Below are 19485 nucleotides of genomic sequence, written 5' to 3'. Positions count from 1 at the left end.
AGAAGGAAGAAGGAAAAAGGATGAAGTATGAATAGTTATTCGTCATTGGTCATTGGTCATTATTCATTTGTTGACTGACAACTGGTCACTGGCCACTGGTCACTGGTCACTGATTATTGCTCCCTACTCCCTTCTACAAACTGTGCCTGCAAAAAAGTCACCACTTCAACTCGATGCAACCTCAAGTCAGGATGCCGAACCACCGCTACCACCGAAACATCCTCGTTGGTGGAATTGGCTAGAACCGACGATTTTTCTAACCCCGGCTGGAATTTGGTTGATATTGTTGTTGGTACTACCAACACTGATTATCTTTGAGTTGAGTTTAGTGCCAGGGTTTCGCCCGGGAAATATTGTTAATCCTAGCGGTGTAGATAATTATATTCAGGTATTTCAACCCCTATATATGGGAGTGATGGGGCGATCGCTATTTTTAGCTAGCTCTAGTACTATTATTTGCTTATTATTAGGATTTCCCGTCGCCTACTGGATTGCTTTGTTGACTCCTCAACGCTGGCGGACTCTACTTTTATTGGGTTTTGTCTTACCTCTGTGGACATCCTCTTTACTGCGTTCTTATGCCTGGATTACGATTTTGCGTCCTACAGGCGTGCTGAACTCTTTGCTCAATAGTGTTGGTTTACCCAGCCTCCAGATTCACAATAGCAGTACGGCAGTTTTGATTGGCTTGAGTTACAATTTGCTGCCTTATATGGTACTGATTCTCTACGCTTCCCTGGAAAGATTAGACCGGAGATTGCTGGAAGCAGCCGCAGATTTAGGAGCAAATCCCGCTGAAACCTTTTGGAAGGTAACTGTCCCCCAAACTTTACCAGGAATTGCCGCAGGTTCGCTGTTAGTTTTCATTACGGCAATTGGCGATTTCATTGCTCCAGAGTTACTAGGTGGTGCATCCAGTATGACGATCGCCAGGTTAATTTACAATCAGTTTTTAGGCGCAACCCAGAACTGGGGATTTGGTTCGGCGTTAAGTATGGTGTTGGTACTAGCTGTTAGTATTGCGATCGCGCTATTAATTAAATACGGCGGGAATAATTCAGTGACTAGTGACTAGTTATCAGTGGTAATTGGTAATTGGTAGTTGGTAATTGGTAATTGGTAATTGGTAATTACTCCCCTTCTCCCACTCTCCCCCTCCCTCTTCCCCTCTGCTCCCTGCTCGTGCGCTCCCTGCTCCCTTGTCCCCCTTGTCCCCCTTGTCTCCCGACTCCCGACTCCCGACTTCCGACTCCCGGCTCCTCTGGAAGAAGGGAATTTTTGTTTTGATACTACTGTGTCTGATTGTCCGTGGCTTACCGTATCTTGCGCCAATTCATGCCAAAGATATCTTACAGGATGGACAGGCAATTGAATTTAGCGATCGCCACGGGTTACCTTTGGGAACTTTACTGACTCGCGATCGCAACCATACTGTAGCCGTACCGTTGAATGCAGTTTCGCCCCAGTTTATCCAAGCAATTTTAGCAGCAGAAGACGGGCAATTCTATCATCATGGAGCGTTGGATTTAAAGGCAGTCGGACGGGCGATCGTCACTTCTATTCAAGCTAGAAGAATTGTCAGCGGCGCATCGACAATTACAATGCAACTAGCACGGATGCTAGAACCCTTACCGCGCAACTTCTGGGGGAAAGTTCGGGAAATTTGGTTATCTTGGCGGCTAGCCGCAGGCATGAGCAAAGACGAGATCTTGCAAGCTTACGTCAACCGTCTGCCGATGGGTGGCAATATCTACGGCGTAGAAGCTGCGGCGCGAATATATCTGGGAATGCCTGCATCCGAACTAAATTTAGCACAAGCTAGTCTGCTAGCAGCCATACCCAACAATCCGGTATATCTGAATCCTTACGATAGTTGGGAAAGATTGAAACGGCGACAGAAATATGTCCTCGATCGCATGGTTCTAGATAAACATATTACCCGTGCTGAGGCAGAAAAAGCCAATATCGAAGCAATTACGCTCCAGTCGCGACGGCAGGGAATTATCGCTGCACCGCATTTTCTATTTTGGGCAGCTAGTCAACTTCCCAAACAACACCCATCCCAAATTCGGACAACTATAGATCGTCCCTTGCAACAGTTTGTAGAAGTCCAAGTCCAGCAGATCGTGCGCCACCTTACACCACACAACGTCCACCACGCTGCTGCTTTAGTTATCGATAATCATTCTGGTGCAGTTTTAGCTTATGTCGGTTCTCCCGATTACTTTGCCGATGCCGAATTGGGGCGTAACGACGGCGTGCAAGCACTTCGACAGCCCGGATCTACCCTAAAACCTTTTTTGTATCAATTAGCCTTGGAACAGCGGCTAATTCGTCCAAATACCGTATTAGCAGACGTACCTACCCACTATGCTATTCCTGGAGCGCGGCTTTACAGCCCTACAGATTATAGCGAATCCTTTCAAGGACCCGTGCGCGTCCGCGTTGCCTTAGCGAATTCTCTTAACGTTCCCGCCGTGCGAGTCTTGGAGCGAGTTGGTGTAGAAAATTTCTTACAACGCTTGCATCAACTTGGTTTCGAGCATTTAAACCAGCCCCCGGAATATTACGGACTCGGCTTAACCCTCGGTAGCGGCGAAGTCAGTCTGTGGGAATTAGCCCGTGCTTATGCGACTATGGCAAGAAATTCTATGGAATTAAGCGGGAGTCGGGGACAAGGGGGACAAGGGGGACAAGGGGGACAAGGGGGACAAGGGGGACAAGGGGGACAAGGGAGAGGGGGACAAGGGGGACAAGGGGGACAAGGGAGAGGGGGACAAGGGGGACAAGGGGGAACTCGGGGACCCCACGACCGAAGGGAGTGGAGATTAGGGGGCGAAGGGGGACAAGGGGGACAAGGGGACAAGGGAGCAACTACCAATTACCAATTACCAACTACCAATTACCACCTAACACTGATAACTGGTCACTGGTCACTGATAACTGACATATTAAGCGATCGCCATGCTCGTGCTAAGTCTTTTGGTGTGGACTCGGTGTTGAATTTGCCTTTTCCTGCTGCGGTGAAAACGGGAACTTCTTCTAATTTTCGCGATACTTGGACGGTAGGATTTACGACTGATTATACAGTTGCAACTTGGGTAGGCAATTTTAACGGCGAACCGATGCGTCAGGTATCTGGGGTGATGGGTGCTGCTCCTTTGTGGAATCGGATTATGTTGCACTTGCACGAAGATCGAGAACCTGCGGCTTTTCCTGCTCCATCTGGTTTGGTTTTACGTCCCGTCTGTGCTTTGTCGGGATTGAAACCTACACCTGCTTGTCCGACAGTGGTACAGGAATATTTTTATCCAGAAGATTTGGACGAATACGATCGCCACCCCGATACTTTTTATCAACTGGTAACTGCTCATACAGCAGGAGAGCCGCAATATCGGCTTAACTTACCTAGAGAATATGATGAATGGTTGGCAACCCAAGGGCGATCGCCTGGAGTTTCGAGCGGACTGAAAATCGTGTCTCCTACCAACGGCGCTTTGTTTCTCCTCTACCCTAGTAATGGTGCGAGTGACAGTCAGCAACGGCTTGAATTTAAACTCGCTGCAAAGTCAGATAAACCTGTAGAATGGTGGCTTAACGGTGAGAAACTAGCAACGCAGACATCTGATGCTTTCTTTTGGGAGCTGCGTCCTGGGAACTGGACTGTGGAAGTTAAAAGTGATGGGACGAGCGATCGCGTCAGTTTTCAAGTACAGTTAGCACAAAATAAACCTACTCGTCGAGGTTTTTCTATCGGTCGTGTAAGCAAAAATTAGTCAGAGTTACAGGGGTGAAAATGTCAGATTCTACATACATCTTTGCTAATTCTCAGCCTGAGAAAAAAGTTGAATCTAAAACAGTTGAACCCCAAGAATTTAAACTGACAGAAACTGAGTTGAAAGAATTGGCAAGACTCCAAGCAATCGAACGAGTCTTCGATCCTGCCAGTCGTCAGCGAATTCAAGCAACAGGTATTTCTCCTAATTGGTGCTGTCTGGAAGTTGGTGCAGGAGCAGGATCGATCGCCCGCTGGATGGCAGAAATTGTTGGAGAAAATGGTAAGGTTGTTGCTGTCGATTTAAATACTCGCTTTGTTGCCAAGCTCGCACGAGCGAATTTAGAAGTTATAGAAGCCGATATTCGTCATCTAGCGCTAAAGAGTCAATCTTTCGATCTCATTCATACTCGCTACGTGCTGATTCATGTTCCAGAATTTCAAATTGCTCTCGCAAAAATGTTAGATTTACTCAAGCCTGGTGGGTGGATTGTGATTGAAGAACCAGATTTTTCTGCTGCTAGAGCGATCGCGGGAAATGAAGCAGCTTGTCAGTCGATGAATCGGGTGAATGAGGCGATCGCCCAAATGTTTGCTAGTAGGGGGATGGATTATGCTTTTGGTATTAAATTGCCTACCATATTTCAACAGTTGAATTTGCAAGAATTATCTGTTGAAAATGATACTCCTTTAGCCCCTGGTGGTTCGGGAATTGCTACAGTTATGAAAATGTCTGCCGAGCGATTAACAGATAAATATATTGCTACGGGTAAAGCAACGCAACAAGACATCGAGCGATATTGTCAAATTGCCGAAGATCCGCAGTCATGGGCAATTTATTATTCAACTATTGGGGCGACAGCGAGGAAAAGCAAGTCAAAAGTTAAAAGTTAAAAATCAAAATTGTGAATCTTAGCTGTGAGGGATCGGTGTTTCTGGACTCTTCTCAACAATATCACCTGCTAGCAATTCCACATGGCGATCGCGCAGAATGTCTGCTTCGATCGTGCGATGATAGTCTTCTACAGACCATTTAGCTAGTGTTTTCATAGCAGAACTTCTGGAAATTTTGCGATCGATTTAGTTCAATTTTATAGTTTCTGGGTTGAGAAGTAACGCGATCGATCGCAGGCTGCGAAAAATATGTCAGTGGTTTCGATTCGCTACAATTTCAGTCCACTTCATGGGTGTTGCCCATACCCCATTTTTGCAAAAGCGATCGCCACTTTGGACAAACCCGACTTTTTGATAAAAGCCTACTGCCGTATCAGATGAGTTAACAATGATTTCATTAAGAGCGTTGCTGCACCGAGTGAATAGCTCTCTACCAATTCCTTGCCTAGCAAATTCTCTTCGGACGAACAACAAAGATAGATGATTCCCTCTCCGAAATGCGATAAAACCGACAACGATTCCATTCCATGTAGCGACTAGCGTTTTCTCACCACTCAAGATTCTTCCTCTCAATTCTTCTAGGTCACAAATTTGTTTCCATTCGGCAACACTTTCTGGTGTTCCATCTGTAAGTTCCCAGAGATCCGCAGAAGCCCACATGCAAGCACTAATTTGGTGTTCATCCCCTGGCTCCGGCAGTCTATAGGTAATTGCGTTCATCTTTGTGGGCTGTTGTTGCGAGCGACGCATAACTCACCGCAGTATGGTGACAGGGTAACTTCCAAATATTTCGTCTTTCGTCACTACAGGTATGCACTCTGCTAAACTTTGAGCAATTATCAGTCGATCGAATGGATCTTTGTGGTGAAAAGGTAGCTTGGCTAATTCATCTAAATGTTCTGGCTGTATTTCAAGTAACTCAATAGCATTTCCGTATACTTCACGCTGGACTAACTCAGCAAACGTCATTTCAAGCTCTAGTTTTCCAATACTAACCTTGATAGACATCTCCCAGAGACTTGCAACACTCAAAAATCTCTGATTTTTTCGATCTTCGATCGCACTCCTTGCTATGTTGCTGAGGTTGGGACTGCCCTCAATAAACCACAAAAATGAGTGGGTGTCGAGCAATATCCTCATGGAGCATATGCTTCAAAGTCTTCCAATGGCGCGTCGAAATCATCTGACATCTTTACCATTCCCTTTGCACTGCCAAATTTAGGGATCGCTTCTACCGTACCAATCGGTATAATCTTGAAAGATCTTCCATCACTACAGGTAATTACAACTTCTTCCCCGCCAGCCACTTCTTCAATTAGCTCTGCTAGTCGAGTCTCAGCTTCTTTTAAGTTAATCTGGTGCATAATGGTTTTTGGCAAAACTCAATATCTTGAATATAACTTCTGAGTTAAGGTTTCAGTTTAAAAAGCGATACCGCTCCTGATACAAGCATTTGAGAGCGATCGTAGCCTCCTTGCTGCTGTCTATTGATTTATTATGATACGTAATGAGTTTCGCGAGGCAATTCCTGATTTTTTTCATATTCTTTTAGAATTTTAGAGGTTAATGCCAAAATGCACACTTCTTGATTCTCAATAGTCTCGTCAGTCATGGGTTTTTCAATTTTAGATCTTTTGTTATTTACATCAATAATCATAGTTCCAAAATCTGCCATGCTGATGGAGTCGGCTGTATATTCGTATTTAGCAAACCCATTTACAAGGTTTGAAATCCGTTTTGCATAAAAATGACGTATGCTCATTAGCGTAAAAACAATTAAGGTGTGTTGCGATCGAGATTTTTGGCTTTATAAAATGTTTCTAAACTATCGCGATCGCCCACAAATCTCCAGTGCCAAGGTTCGTAACTTACCCCTTGCGAGTTATTCTTAGGAAAAGACATTTCAAAGTGAAATCGCGCTGCATTTGCCTCTAACCATCTAAAGGCTTTCGTCTTCTCAAAATTAGTATTTAAATTTGTTGCTGGGGTATTTCCATCACCAATATCTACGGCGTAACCTGTATGATGCTCGCTGTAGCCTGGAGGGGCGCTGACTTCGGCACGTTTGGTTACAGATTGTCCCCGTTCTGCTTGAATACCAAAATAGATGTGCTGCTGATCTTGGGTAGAACGAAAACCGGAAATTGGTACTAAACTTATCCCTGAAGCCCTAGCTGCCCGTACCATCGCCTGAAACTCCTCGGCAGCAGCTTGACGCAACCTCATGGCACTTCCTGGTAGAATTGGCACGAGTTCTGTTTCGGGGGCTTCTTGATAAGGTAAATGTCCTAAAAGGTTGTCCGAGCGAGCGGGAGAAGGATTGACTGCTACTGGTGGTTGTGGTGTTGCAGGGCTAGTAGAAACAGTCGGACTAGGAGAAACAGTAGGTGTAGGCTGAGTGACTGTATTTGGCGACGGAGCATTAAAGTACCATAAACCAGTCCCTACCGCGATCGCACCTACAGCCAGCAAACCACCAATCAAATAAATTGGCTGACCACTGGAAGCACGATTAGGTGAAGTGCCAGAATTAGAAGGGGTTGCATCCCGTAAAGCCTCTGGAATATCATCGGGCGATCGACGATTTGCAGAATTTGAATGCTTTTGTCGTCTCGATAAGTCAGCGTTATCCACAACTCACTCCTTACAGTTCGCCCCGCCAACCTCAAGTTTACAATTAGCAATTGTAAACTTAAGACTGATTAACGGCTAAGTGTCAATTCGTTAAACTGCACTAGTCCATTATTCCCCATTCCCCACTAATTCTTTCAGAAGAATAATTTTCTTTTTGTAATGCAGCTTTTGATACTATACGCCCAATTAATCGGGTTGGTTTCGTTAGGCTTTTTCGCCAGCAGCAAAATACCTCAACTCTCTCCCCATACTCTAGGACAATTTCTGTTTTGGATTGGAGTCCCGATTAGTATTATTGCCTTCTTGCGCCAAGCTGACTTATCGGGAGCTATTTGGATCGCACCTATATGCGCTTGGATGGCTATTTTACTCGGAGCAGGTTTAGCTTGGGGGTGGATTAAGCTAAAAGTCAAAAGTCAAAAGTTAAAAGTCAAAAAACAAGAGCAGGGGAATAGGGAAGCAACAATCAACAACCAACAACTACCCATTACCAACTACCCATTACCTACCCAAGGTAGTTTTCTGCTAGCTGCTATGGTAGGCAACACGGGTTATATTGGGTTTCCCGTGGCTTTGGCGGTGGTGGGAACGCAGTATTTTGGCTGGACGCTGTTTTACGATTTGTTGGGATCGACTTTGGGATCTTATGGTTTAGGTGTAGTGCTAGCGGCGCGATTTGGGAAGGGAGTTAGCGATCGCACTTCACTCATCCAGGCAATATTAATCAATCCTGCTTTGTGGAGTATGGGGTTTGGCTTGTTATTTCGTCAAGTTGCCTTACCTGCTGTCGCAGAATCAGTTTTATCCAGCTTGGGTTGGAGTGTGGTTGCTTTATCGTTGGTTCTCATCGGGATGCGCTTGCAACATCTCAAGTCTTGGCACAATCTACCCAAAGCCGCAGTTAGTTTAACAATTAAAATGCTGATCGTTCCTTTAGTTGTAGGTAGTGTCTTAACTCTATGTGGTTTTACAGGCGCGCCTCAACTAGCGATCGTTTTACAAATGGCTATGCCTCCCGCTTTTGCTACTCTGGTAATTGCGGAAGCTTACGATCTCGATCGCGATTTGGCTGTGACGGCTTTAGCACTCGGTTCTGCAAGTCTGTTGTTGACTTTGCCACTGTGGTTGTGGTTGTTTGGTGTTCGTTAGAACAGGGCTATTGCAAAAGTTTTATTTTGTATGTCGCGCAAAGACGCAAAGGCGCAAAGAAAGACGCTAGTTTTGACTTTTAACTTTTGACTTTTGACTTTGTTCATCCGGCTCGGTAGGCTTTGGGTGTCATGCCAGTGAGTTGACGAAATTGTTTGCTTAAATGGCTGTGGCTGTTGAAGCCGGATCGTAAAGCGATTTCGACTACCGATAGGTTTGTTTGTTTTAATAACTGTTTTGCTCGTTCTACTCTTTGCTGGAGTAAGTACTGGTGCGGCGAAACGCCAAGGGATTGCTTGAACAGGCGGCTAAAGTGAAACTGACTCATTCCTAGAAGTTGAGCGAGATCTGCCAGTTTAATCTCTCGATCTAGATGAGCGTTGATATATTCTGAAACTTGTAATATCCTACGATCGCCTAATCCTCCCTCATAAAGTGCTACACGTGGTTGAGTTGTGGCATAGTCGCGGAGTAAATGTACTGTTAGCAGGTTTGCCAAAGATTCGATATAGAGGCGATTCACCCAAGCATCGTTTTGATGCAGTGCCGAGCGCAACATCATGGCTATCTGCTCGATTTGGGGGTTGCGTACCCGAAATTCCGGTACGATCTCAATGCCAGTGGGATCGATTTCGATCGCTTCTTTTGCTACTTGTTGCAAGAATTGGGGCGGAATTTGGATGTGCAAGTAACGATCTTCGCCTTCCGATTGATATGAAGAAGGGAGATGAGCGGGGGTGATGGAAATATCGCCTTTAGTATAGAGTCCTACGTAACGGCGATCGCCCATAATTTGATGCAGGCGATTGGGTTTCGTCGCCAGACATACGGCGATCGCGTGTTCTGGCAAGGCGAAATGCTCTATTCCTCCAGGGGGTTGCTGAAATTCTTCAACAATAATTGATTCCCAACCTAAATTTTGACTCGATGCGATCGGTAATTTGGGATCGCGTGTTGGAGCGTGTGATGCTTTCGCCATCTGTTCTTTAACTCCCTGCAAAACTTACTGCAAGATTTTGACAGTCGCGCAAGATTCAAATAGATCGAAGCTTTGAGTTTCTCTATTCTGTAATTGTAACGGCAAAGTTACAGTATGTAACGCCAAAATTAACTAACCGAATTTTATTTAAATGATAGGAGATTGAGATGCTGCTAAAAAAGTATGCAAACGGGGATAATTGTCAAGCAATCGATTTAGTAAAGTCGATCAAAAGTATTGCGATCGCCAAGATTCTCGGTCGGCGCGATCGCGCCTCATTTGCTAGTTGGTTATTTCTGATTGGCTCGTTAATGTTTGTATTTGATGCCATATTAGAAATTTTTAAAGGTATTACTTTGTCTGCCATTTTACATTTTTCAGCTAGCATTATATTCACAATCGGCTCTATTCTTTTTATGCCCGATCCTAGCCAAAATTAATTCGACAAGTTTCTCCTGTACAACCTCATTCATCGGCTCCCTTGTACGAGCGCACAGCCGTGCACCCCTACCGACTCCCTGCTCTACAGTTCCAGATATTTTGTCATGACTTCTCACAGCGTTCGCTCCAACATTTGGGCTGAAATTCAGGAATTTCTCAAACTTGCCATTCCTTTAGTCAGCGCTCAACTTGCCCAATCTGTCACGGGTTTTGCCGATACGGTAGTCATGGGTAGGTTAGGACAAGAAACTCTAGCCGCAGGCGGATTAGCCTCCATCACATTTATGACGCTGTTAAATACCGCAACGAGCATAGTGGTGGGAGTCAGCCCCCTGATAGCAGCAGCGCATGGTGCAAAAAATAAATCACGAGTCATGCAAGTCACGCGCCAGGGGTTATGGATATCGGTGGTTCTGGCAATTGCTCTGATGCCAATTGTCGAACATTTGGACGCACTGATGCTTCAGCTTGGACAAACCTCCAGAACGGCTTCTCTTGCAAATGAATATCTGGATGTTGCACTGTGGGGAATATTTCCAGCTTTGGGGTTTACCGTACTCAGAAGTTTAGTAGCTGGCGTATCGCAAGCACGTCCGGTTATGGTTATTGCAATTATTTGGACGCTGTTTGATATCGCAGGTAATTATCTCTTAGGTCTGGGTATGTTCGGTTTTCCGCGCCTGGGACTGGTGGGTTTGGCATTGACAAGCGCTCTTAGTTTTTGGGGTAGATTTTTGTCTTTAGCCGTCTACATACTCTGGCACAAACAACTAAGAACATACGGTATTTTTCAGGCATTACATCAAATTAAACCGCGCATTATTTGGGAACTGCTGTGGCTGGGTGCGCCGATTGGGATAGCGACAGCTATAGAATATGGGCTGTTTAATATTGTCACGTTCCTGATGGGGATGTTAGGAACTGAGATTTTGGCAGCACACCAAATCGTTTTACAAACTACGGTTGTTTTTTATATGATTCCCTTGGGAATGTCATACGCGACAACGGTGCGAGTCGGTCAATGGCTGGGACAGCAAAACTTAAAAGCAGCTAAACGAGCTGGATACGTCAGTATGGTTTTAGGTGCTAGCTCGATGACACTCATGGCGATCGCGGTGTTAATTTTTCCTCAACAAATAATAGGATTATTTATCGATCTGCGCGACCCAGCAAATGCAAACGTTTTATCAATTGCTGCCCCTATGCTATTTGTCGCAGCTTTAGGAGAAATTGTCGATGGAGTGCAAAGAACTGCCAATGGCGTACTGCAAGGACTGCAAGATACTCGCGTCCCCATGTTACTAGGCTTTTTAGCTTATTGGGGAGCTGGTTTGACCAGTGGTTATCTACTAGGTTTCCCATTTGGTTTGGGTGGTGTAGGGTTGTGGATCGGACAGTCAATTGGACTAGCGATCGCATCTATTGCATTTATCTGGCGGTTTCGCAAATTATCCTCCCGCAAGCAATTACAATATTCTCTTTATTCCTGTCCCCCAAATTCTTAAACTTGTGGACAACATCCGTCCCTACGAGACTCCCGCTTCCTGATGCAATGCAGCTAATTCTGCAATATTCATCTTTTCATAAGGCTCAAACGGTTGGTGAATCCAAGGACTATCGGGTAAGTAATCGACATAATAATCTGGGACAAACGCAGAACAGCCTTTGTACCACAGAACAGCGGTGCGAATTTCTTCAACTTCCGTACCAAATTGCTCTTGCAACCAGGGAACAGTCTGCTGTAGCGTCACGCCAGAGTCTACCAAATCGTCAACCAAGAGGATGCGAGAACCTAATTTATCTGTTGTCATGGTTAAGTAACGGGAGACAACTAGACTACCTCTTTCTTGCTTACCTGCACCCACATAAGATGAAGTCGCTAAAATTGCTAGCGGCTGTTCGTAAATGCGGGAAAGAATGTCGCCTACCCGCAAGCCTCCCCGCGCGAGACAGACGATTTGATTGAATTGCCACTGCGACTGATAAACCTGGACTGCCAACTTCTCAATTGTGCGGTGGTAGTCCGACCAAGAAACATAAAGATCTGACATAAGGGGTACAATTTAGCGCTAATACTAGATGGCAGAGTCATTTATTCTAAACTTTTACCATCTTGTTTATGCATAATTCCTCCCCTAATGGTGATTCTGAAGCAACATCTTTTAGTGACAAGTTAGACTTAAAAACCAAACTTGCCTATGGTGCAGGGGATCTGGGACCAGCAATTGCTGCTGGGATTGGCGGATTTTTTCTACTGGTTTTTTTTACAAATGTGGCTGGTATTCCCGCCGGGTTAGCAGGCAGCATTTTGCTGATTGGCAAAATCTGGGATGCAGTTAATGACCCAATTGTAGGAGTGCTGACCGATAAAACTAAATCTCGCCGTTGGGGTCGGCGTTTACCTTGGTTATTTTATGGAGCCATTCCCTTTGGGATTTTCTTCTTTTTACAGTGGATTGTACCGCGCTTTAGTACCGAGCCTACCAGCCAAATGTGGAGCTTGTTTTGGTATTACGTCGTCATTGGGGTAGTGTCTCAAGTTTTTTATACTGTGGTCAATTTGCCATATACGGCAATGACTCCAGAACTAACTCAAGATTACGACGAGCGGACGAGCCTGAATAGTTTTCGCTTTCTTTTTTCGATTGGTGGCAGTATTTTCTCGCTAATTTTGGCACAAATTGTCTTTTCGACAATTAGCGATCGCCAGCAACAATTCTTCATTTTAGCAGCTATTTGCGCGGTAATTGCCACTTTATCACTCTACTGGTGCGTTTACGGCACGCGCGATCGCATTTTGGCATTTGAAGCCAAACGCACATCTGTGGAGGAACCCCCAGCTCTACCAATTAAAGAACAATTCAAAATTGTTTTTACCAACAAACCGTTCTTATACGTTATTGGAATTTACCTTTTTTCTTGGCTAGCAGTACAAGTTACAGCTAGTATTATTCCTTACTTTGTTGTCAACTGCTTGCAACTAAGAGAAGCGCAAGTTCCTACAGTTCTCATTGCCGTACAAGGAACTGCGATTTTAATGCTTTTAGTTTGGAGCAATTTAAGTAAAAGAATTGGCAAAAAAACTGTTTATTTTATGGGAATAATTTTATGGATTTTAGCTGCGATCGGACTATATTTCTTACAACCTGGACAATTGGGTTTAATGTTTGCTTTAGCAGTCATAACAGGCATGGGAGTGTCTACAGCTTATCTAATTCCCTGGTCGATGATGCCGGATGTAATTGAATTAGATGAGTTGAATACCGGACAGCGCCGCGAAGGAATTTTTTACGGTTTTATGGTGTTGTTGCAAAAATTCGGTTTAGCTTTTGGTTTGTTTTTAGTTGGAAATGCCTTGCAAGCATCTGGGTTTAGAGAAGCAGCGGCGGGACAAGAATTACCAACACAACCAGAATCGGCATTATTCGCCATTCGCCTTGCTGCTAGCGTTTTACCTGTAATTTTTCTGATTGGTGGTTTAGTTTTGGCATATTTCTATCCCATCACCCGCGAGATTCATGCTGAGATTTTGTTGAAATTGAAAGAGCGGAAGCAGGGTAATGGGTAATGGGTAATGGGTTTCAGTCTACATATGTACTCCCACTCGATAAAATTAAACTAGAGATACCAACGTAGATAGTGCTATGGAAACTCTCACGAAACAAAAATGTACTGCTTGCAACAAGGATGCACCACGAGTCACTCCAGAGGAAGAGGCACAACTCAAACCGCAAATTCCCGATTGGCAGATTGTGGAAGTAGAAGGGATACCACATTTAACCCGGACTTATAAATTTCCTGATTTTCAAACTGCTTTGAATTTTACGAATCGCGTGGGTGAAATTGCTGAAGCGGAAGGACATCACCCCGCATTGCTAACCGAATGGGGTAAAGTCAAAGTCAGTTGGTGGACCCATGCCATTTCTGGGTTGCACAAAAACGACTTTATTATGGCAGCTAAAACTGACGAGATTGCGGCTCAATTTACCTGATGCCGATAAAATTTAATTGCGATCGCGCATAGAAGAGGGCGGGTTTATTGAGATTGTAATGGACAAGTAGAGATGTTTGGTGAACCCGCCCCTACATTTACGCATGATTCTGACATACAAAAACCCCGATCGCGATCGGGGTTTTTGCAAACGGGTTGATTATTAATTTTGCGGATCTTGTTGCCCCCCTTTTTAAGGGGGGTTGGGGGGATCTAAACTAGGGCAACCATTCGAGGACGGCTTCTTCCTTAGTATTGGTATTGCGCGAAGGGGTTTCGCGGTTGAACTTCATGTGAATCGAACGAGTTTGTTCGCCATCAGCTGCAACAGCCATAATTGGGTAGTCAATTAACCCATCTTGGAATGACATCTGGAAGCGGAATGTCCCATCTGGATTGAGTTTAATCGGACGACCACCGATAGTTACTGTTGCATCTGGTTCGGTTGCCCCGTAGACAATTAACTCAGCATCGGCAACTAACCAAAACTGACGCGGACGCATGGGAACGGCAGAAGCGGAGAAGCCTACGCCGGACATACCTACGCCAGACATGGTTAAACCAGATACGGTAGGTACTGCCCACATTCCTACGCCAGAGGGGAAGACATAAGAACTGATCGCTTGTTCTGGAACTTGCTGCATGGAACCGAACAGAGAACCCGCAACTCGCTGCGCTTCTGCACCTTGAGCCATGCCGAAAATTTCATCGTAGATTGGATTGCCAGTAGCGGCTGCACCACCAGCTGCCATTGACATACGCTTAGCAGGGGGAACCAGTTCAAATACAGTCTTACCGCGCAGATCTTCTTCCATGCTGACGGTAACGAAGTGGTCTTCAATCCAGTCGCTAGGATAGACGGGGGGAACGTGGACGGTAGCAGAACGAGCTAGAACTAGAAAACGACCGTCAACGCAACGATAACCGATATCTACTGCGTAATCGCGATCGCTTACTGGGATCGGTAAATACCATTCCCGCGCTAGTTCGTCGCAAGGGTATTCTTGAATGCTGTGGGGGCTTTGAAATTCGATATTAATATCTGTCACGTCGTAGAGGCGCAACGCCAACTGTTGTCCGCCTTGGCGACGCAGTTCTTCTTTGTGGTCGTTGGGAATATCCCAGTACGTATACGACCATTGCGGATCGCGGGGCATCAGCACAATTCGGCTTTCGCCGTAGCCTCCAGGTAAATCCGCCAAACCCTCATCCACGTCAGCTAAGGAACCACCAGTCCGGTCTTCTTGTCCCAGTTCAAATTTAGCTGCTTCCACTGTTTCTTGTGCCTCCAGATTACGCGGTTGAGTGCTAGAGAGTTTAGTACGCTCGGCTTGTTGTATTGCTGCCAATAGTTGCGACTTACGCATTCGACTGTAGCGGGAGATGCTATATTCACTAGCAACCCGACGCAACTGCCGCAGTGTCATGTCGTCTAGAGGTGGGCGTTCTTTCGCCATAGATTTGACCTCCGATATGAAGTACGAATTCGGAATTCGGAATTCGGAATTCAGAATTAGTGAAAGAGAAGCTCTCTTCTCCCTTTTCCCCGATCGCCATCTTTGCCTTGCGGCAGACAGTATTTTTTTGGGATCGCGGGGATCGCTTTGTTTACTATTTGTAGCAAAAAAACTCTTAGCAAGATCGTTGTTAAAAGACCGATTTCCATCGATCCCACGCAGGTATCGGTTTTTGGGGATCGTTATGTCATGAATTCATGACATAATATTGAAAGCGATCGCGTACTCCTTCAGTTATGTCAAATTTTAATGACATTACATGGCGATCGCTTTCATGTAATCGGGCAGACAGCCATAAAGATTTTTATGAGTAGGGGCGCACAGCCGTGCGCCCCTACAAACGTCACATACGCGATCGAGTCCCAATACTTCCTGGTTAAGACAAGATCCCCCCTAACCCCCCTTTTTAAGGGGGGGATTTTTGCCCCCTTTTTAAGGGGGTTGGGGGATCTTCAAGATCTTTGCAGTGCTAACCGAGAAGTATTGGATCGAATCCCTAATTCCCAAAGACGTACAACCACAAAGGCAGGACGAGAAGATAGAGAATAGTAGAAAGAATAATACTGCTGGCGATCGTCGTCCGGTCGAGTTCGTACTCTTCAGCAAAAATCAGTCCGGCAAAAGCAGTTGGAACGCCAGACATCAACACCATTGCCAAACGGCGATCGCCCGATAACCCCAATACAAAAGTAGTTGCTACACCCACCAATCCGGGGATAACGATGACTCGCAATACAGCCGGAATTATCCCTTGTTGAAAGCTTTTCCATCCAGGTAGTTGAGACAACCGCATCCCAATTAGTAGAAAAGCGCAGGCGATAACAACATCAATCGATCCCTGCAAGCCTGACTCAATTACAGGTGGGAGTGCCACATCTTGAGTAAAATAACCGATCGCAAAAGCCCAAAGAATCGGTACGGTTAAAACATCTCGAAGATGAATCCACCAGTGATGGGATTGTTCGGAACGACCGAAATAACTAGCAATGAGTACTCCAAACCCGTAAGCACCAACTATGTTATGAGTGATGCTGAAAAATACGATCCAGCTCAAGTACTCTGGATCGATAAAGGTAGGGACGATACTCAATCCTACAAAACCCGTATTTCCTAGCGCCGCAGCTAGGATAAAACTGCCTTGGTAAGATGGCTTGTCCCACGGCTGAGCTAAAAAGCCTGAGATATTGGCATTGGTCGATCGCGCGGCAAACTGCTGCAAGCCCACTAAACATAAATAAGCGATCGCCACCCCAGTGCCAATCGCTGCTAAAGTAATCCCTGGAGCCAATCCCGCTGGCTCTGAAAAATTGGTTTGACGCGCCAAAGCCAGAATTTCCAAAGGAATTCCCACCCAGTAGAGACCGCGCCCCAACCAATGGGGTAAAGTCTCCGGTACTAGGCGAAGCATTATTAGCCCCAAACTAGTCCACGCAATCAGGGGCAGGTAAGCATGAAATAAAGTTTCTGTCATATTGAGCTATTAGCTATTAGCTGTGAGCCGTTAGCTGTTTGAGCGACGTGCGAGTGTAAACACAGGAGTGAAGCTAAACCCTAACCCCACAAGTTACAATCCTAATCGCTAATTGCCAATTGCTAATCGCTAAAACTGCTATTTCAGCACCTTCATAGTCTGAATTCGCCAATTACCATTTTGGCGCACTAAGTTGTACTGCACGCGCAGCTTTTCATTATAAGAAGCAGCTCGGTTCAGGCGGTTTCTTTCGTAAACTTGGGCTACTTCTACAACTGTCGCATCTACCTGGGCGCGATCGCTGTTTTTTGGGTCATTTTTCACGCCATTGACCTGAAGGCTGTGCTTGTAGCGCCGGACGCGGCGATTGAGCAAATCGTCTTGAACGCGCTTTTGCCACTGAGATAAAGCTGGCTCGACCAGAATTTGCTTTAATTTATCTGTTGTGTGTTCCGAGCCAAAAGCGGCGGCTTTTGCCGCTAGCCAAGCTTGAATCACTGGAGCTGCTGTATCCCGATTTAAGGGTTTTGGTACTGCTGGCTTTGGCTGCGGTCGAGGAATTGCTACAGGCGGTTGGTTCAACTCTACGACTAGTTGTTCTGAGATGACAGGTGGCTGTTGGGCTATGGGTGGAGTTGCGGTTCTGTGGAATAAGGCGAAGATTTGACTGGCGAGAAACCACAAGACAGCTAAACCGAGAGCCCCGCCACCTAACAGTATTGCCAAACGACCAATCTTGAGAGAACCAAAGCCGAGCGCACCAGTGGTGCGCTCCTTGCCATTATCATAGCTTCCTCGCCGTGGCGGACGATTTTTTGAATTGCGGCGCTGGCGAGGTGGTGTAGCTTTTTCCACCCCAGAAGTTGTCTTCGTAGCACTTGAGCTTGCCGTCACTGGCTCTGGATTGGACAACACAGCCACAGTTCCTTGAGAGGAGTTGTCATCTCCTCTGACCTCTAGCTCCCCTGCTCCCCTGCTAGTTGCGGCACTAGCTGCGATCGCCTGTCGTTGACCATTTCTGGCTGTCTCCCGCCCGTTTCCGTCCGTAGCGCGGTCTGCTGGAGCGACAAACTGGTATTCTGCGATCGCATAGTCTGGTTGGCTAGGTAAAGCTTCTAAGTATTCCTGCACGCCAGGATCGGCAAAATAGTCTTTGAGCGAAGCGGTTCGAGTCGCCAAATCGCGAAAGTGAGGAAAGACTTCTGTTTGTAACCACGTTTCGCTATACAGACACAATCCAGGCAGAAGATCGGGCGCACCTTGAGAATTTTTGCGGATAACGGCTAGAGGTTCTTCTTCTTGACTGTGTTGAAGGGCTTCAGTTGCTTCGACTGTTTGACCCAGCAGCAGAGAGCAGATTGCTTGTTCTAGATATAAATCTTGGCGTTTTCCCAACCGCAGCAACAGGATCTTGGCTTGGTGAATCAATGCGGGCATTCGTGCCGCAAACCCCCTGGCAATGGAGGCGTAGACAGCTAAATACGTTGCTACTGCTGAAGGACGCTGGCTTTCTGCCTCAAATAGGCTTTGCTGTTCTGCGGCTGTGAGGTAGTCTCGTAGTTGTTGAATAAAGCCGAGAAAATCCTCAATACTCAGACCCGAACCATCATTGCCAGTACCTTCAATCCCTTGACGATCGCGCAAAATGTCCTGTAACAGATGCAACCCTCGCTGCCTTTCGGCAATGTGAGATTCGGGTTGCGATACCAATTCTAGAATGCGATAGGGGCGCAGTTTCTCTAGGTCGGCAGCAATTTCTGCCGCAGTATTGGGAAATAGTCCTTCTCGTTCTAACAAGCTATACCCTGCTTGGAGAGAAACAGCTGCATTTTCATACCGGTCGTTCTGCCATTGCTCTCGTCCTTGTTGTAGATAGGCAAGAGCCACAGCTAGAACAATATCAGGGCGATCGCTTTGAGCGTCGCTATCTGCTTCGAGATCGCTATTGCTGAGGAAAGACTGACCTAAGTTCAATACTAGTTCGCATTCTCCCGCATCTTGCAGAATTATCAGCGCTCCAATCAGCAGCTCGTCGGCAATTTCAATACTGAGGCGATCGGTTTCAGGTTCAAGTTCAAAATTACGCTCGAAACTCTGAGATGGCGCGTTCGCCTCTTCATCAACGGCATCCGCAGCACCATTCATCACCCCACTGTTTGCTAATTCATCGGCAGAGGCACGATATTCAGCATCATAGCGCTGTCGCTGTTGGGGATCGGACAGGACTCGATAGGCAAGAGAGATGAGTTGATTGCGAATCTCGATCGCTGTCAAAGAATACTCGCGTTGCGGCAGTTGCGCGGTGCGATCGCGGTAAGCTTGTTGCAACTGTTCCGCACTCATCGGCTGAAAAAAATTGGGTGGTAGTCCCAAAATGCGATAGTAATCTAATGGAACGCGCACAGTTAAGCTCCCCTGCACCGTGAGAAAATAAATAGTTTATTTATATCGAGATGTCAAGCGACAGCGTTTTTCCATAGCTTGGCAAAACGTGCCTATATGATAACTTGTGGATTTTAACCTCAAAGTTATTTTATCTACCAGCTTGAAGCATGGATCGTTGAGTCGTTGCGAACTGAAATTTTACTTAATAGAGGAGTGGCTAGTGGCTAGTGGCTAATGGCTAGTGGCTAG

General features: G+C 45.9%; 19 protein-coding genes and 1 pseudogene. 8 read left to right on the top strand and 12 right to left on the bottom strand.

Annotated elements, in window-relative coordinates; all coding sequences use genetic code 11:
• The first annotated feature begins 142 nt into the window (after positions 1–142).
• Entirely contained in the window at positions 143–1075 is a 933-nt protein-coding gene (locus CHRO_RS06680; protein ID WP_015153428.1) for an ABC transporter permease, read from the top strand.
• On the opposite strand, the gene CHRO_RS33195 is transcribed toward CHRO_RS06680, so the two are convergent.
• A complete protein-coding gene (locus tag CHRO_RS33195) occupies positions 1072–1332 on the bottom strand; it encodes a hypothetical protein (RefSeq protein ID WP_219336091.1) in 261 nt (86 codons plus the stop codon). The two genes, CHRO_RS06680 and CHRO_RS33195, sit on opposite strands and share 4 nt — an antisense overlap.
• Here CHRO_RS33195 and CHRO_RS34240 point away from each other — a divergent pair.
• Positions 1284–3776: a penicillin-binding protein 1C gene (locus CHRO_RS34240; protein WP_015153427.1), complete on the top strand. Its 2493-nt coding sequence runs from the start codon at positions 1284–1286 to the stop codon at positions 3774–3776. The two genes, CHRO_RS33195 and CHRO_RS34240, sit on opposite strands and share 49 nt — an antisense overlap.
• Positions 3777–3796: 20 nt before the next feature.
• Positions 3797–4669: a class I SAM-dependent methyltransferase gene (locus CHRO_RS06670; protein WP_015153426.1), complete on the top strand. Its 873-nt coding sequence runs from the start codon at positions 3797–3799 to the stop codon at positions 4667–4669.
• Between the two features lie 21 nt (positions 4670–4690).
• Here the strand turns inward: CHRO_RS06670 and CHRO_RS31725 are convergent.
• The 6 genes and pseudogenes from CHRO_RS31725 to CHRO_RS06645 all read right to left on the bottom strand — a co-directional run.
• A pseudogene (locus CHRO_RS31725) lies at positions 4691–4825 on the bottom strand (Uma2 family endonuclease); the annotation flags it as partial.
• A 96-nt stretch (positions 4826–4921) separates the two neighbouring features.
• Positions 4922–5419, bottom strand: a complete 498-nt coding sequence (locus tag CHRO_RS06665) for a GNAT family N-acetyltransferase (protein ID WP_015153424.1) — start codon at positions 5417–5419, stop codon at positions 4922–4924.
• 3 nt (positions 5420–5422) lie between these two features.
• Entirely contained in the window at positions 5423–5809 is a 387-nt protein-coding gene (locus CHRO_RS06660) for a type II toxin-antitoxin system VapC family toxin (protein WP_015153423.1), read from the bottom strand.
• Entirely contained in the window at positions 5806–6033 is a 228-nt protein-coding gene (locus tag CHRO_RS06655) for a type II toxin-antitoxin system Phd/YefM family antitoxin (RefSeq protein ID WP_015153422.1), read from the bottom strand. Before CHRO_RS06655 ends, CHRO_RS06660 begins: the two co-directional genes overlap by 4 nt.
• Before the next feature lie 131 nt (positions 6034–6164).
• The gene (locus CHRO_RS06650; RefSeq protein ID WP_015153421.1) at positions 6165–6431 is read right to left on the bottom strand and encodes a hypothetical protein; all 267 of its coding nucleotides are present in this window, start codon (positions 6429–6431) and stop codon (positions 6165–6167) included.
• Between the two features lie 14 nt (positions 6432–6445).
• Entirely contained in the window at positions 6446–7303 is an 858-nt protein-coding gene (locus CHRO_RS06645) for a M15 family metallopeptidase (protein ID WP_015153420.1), read from the bottom strand.
• A gap of 159 nt (positions 7304–7462) precedes the next feature.
• Between CHRO_RS06645 and CHRO_RS06640 the strand changes: the two genes are divergently transcribed.
• The gene (locus CHRO_RS06640; RefSeq protein ID WP_015153419.1) at positions 7463–8452 is read left to right on the top strand and encodes an AEC family transporter; all 990 of its coding nucleotides are present in this window, start codon (positions 7463–7465) and stop codon (positions 8450–8452) included.
• Positions 8453–8555: 103 nt separating this feature from the next.
• On the opposite strand, the gene CHRO_RS06635 is transcribed toward CHRO_RS06640, so the two are convergent.
• Positions 8556–9431, bottom strand: a complete 876-nt coding sequence (locus CHRO_RS06635) for a helix-turn-helix domain-containing protein (RefSeq protein ID WP_015153418.1) — start codon at positions 9429–9431, stop codon at positions 8556–8558.
• 167 nt (positions 9432–9598) lie between these two features.
• Between CHRO_RS06635 and CHRO_RS06630 the strand changes: the two genes are divergently transcribed.
• Positions 9599–9871: a hypothetical protein gene (locus CHRO_RS06630; protein WP_015153417.1), complete on the top strand. Its 273-nt coding sequence runs from the start codon at positions 9599–9601 to the stop codon at positions 9869–9871.
• Between the two features lie 105 nt (positions 9872–9976).
• Positions 9977–11377, top strand: coding sequence for an MATE family efflux transporter (locus CHRO_RS06625; RefSeq protein WP_015153416.1), 1401 nt, complete (start codon positions 9977–9979; stop codon positions 11375–11377).
• A gap of 21 nt (positions 11378–11398) precedes the next feature.
• Here CHRO_RS06625 and CHRO_RS06620 read toward each other — a convergent pair whose 3' ends face one another.
• On the bottom strand, positions 11399–11923 hold the full coding sequence (locus CHRO_RS06620) for a phosphoribosyltransferase (RefSeq protein ID WP_015153415.1): 525 nt from the start codon (positions 11921–11923) through the stop codon (positions 11399–11401).
• Positions 11924–11991: 68 nt separating this feature from the next.
• Here CHRO_RS06620 and CHRO_RS06615 point away from each other — a divergent pair, with 68 nt between their 5' ends.
• Positions 11992–13440 (top strand): MFS transporter, encoded by a 1449-nt coding sequence (locus tag CHRO_RS06615; protein ID WP_015153414.1) that lies wholly within the window; start codon positions 11992–11994, stop codon positions 13438–13440.
• A 76-nt stretch (positions 13441–13516) separates the two neighbouring features.
• On the top strand, positions 13517–13864 hold the full coding sequence (locus tag CHRO_RS06610; RefSeq protein WP_015153413.1) for a 4a-hydroxytetrahydrobiopterin dehydratase: 348 nt from the start codon (positions 13517–13519) through the stop codon (positions 13862–13864).
• Positions 13865–14081: 217 nt separating this feature from the next.
• On the opposite strand, the gene CHRO_RS06605 is transcribed toward CHRO_RS06610, so the two are convergent.
• The 3 genes from CHRO_RS06605 to CHRO_RS06595 all read right to left on the bottom strand — a co-directional run bounded on the left by CHRO_RS06605 (position 14082) and on the right by CHRO_RS06595 (position 19254).
• Positions 14082–15320: a DUF4912 domain-containing protein gene (locus CHRO_RS06605; protein WP_015153412.1), complete on the bottom strand. Its 1239-nt coding sequence runs from the start codon at positions 15318–15320 to the stop codon at positions 14082–14084.
• A gap of 556 nt (positions 15321–15876) precedes the next feature.
• A complete protein-coding gene (locus CHRO_RS06600) occupies positions 15877–16851 on the bottom strand; it encodes an AEC family transporter (protein WP_015153411.1) in 975 nt (324 codons plus the stop codon).
• A gap of 138 nt (positions 16852–16989) precedes the next feature.
• Entirely contained in the window at positions 16990–19254 is a 2265-nt protein-coding gene (locus tag CHRO_RS06595) for an IMS domain-containing protein (protein WP_015153410.1), read from the bottom strand.
• Positions 19255–19485 lie beyond the last annotated feature (231 nt).

Source organism: Chroococcidiopsis thermalis PCC 7203, assembly GCF_000317125.1.
In the GTDB taxonomy this organism is placed as follows: Bacteria; Cyanobacteriota; Cyanobacteriia; order Cyanobacteriales; family Chroococcidiopsidaceae; genus Chroococcidiopsis; species Chroococcidiopsis thermalis.
This window is presented reverse-complemented; position numbering and strand designations above follow the sequence as displayed.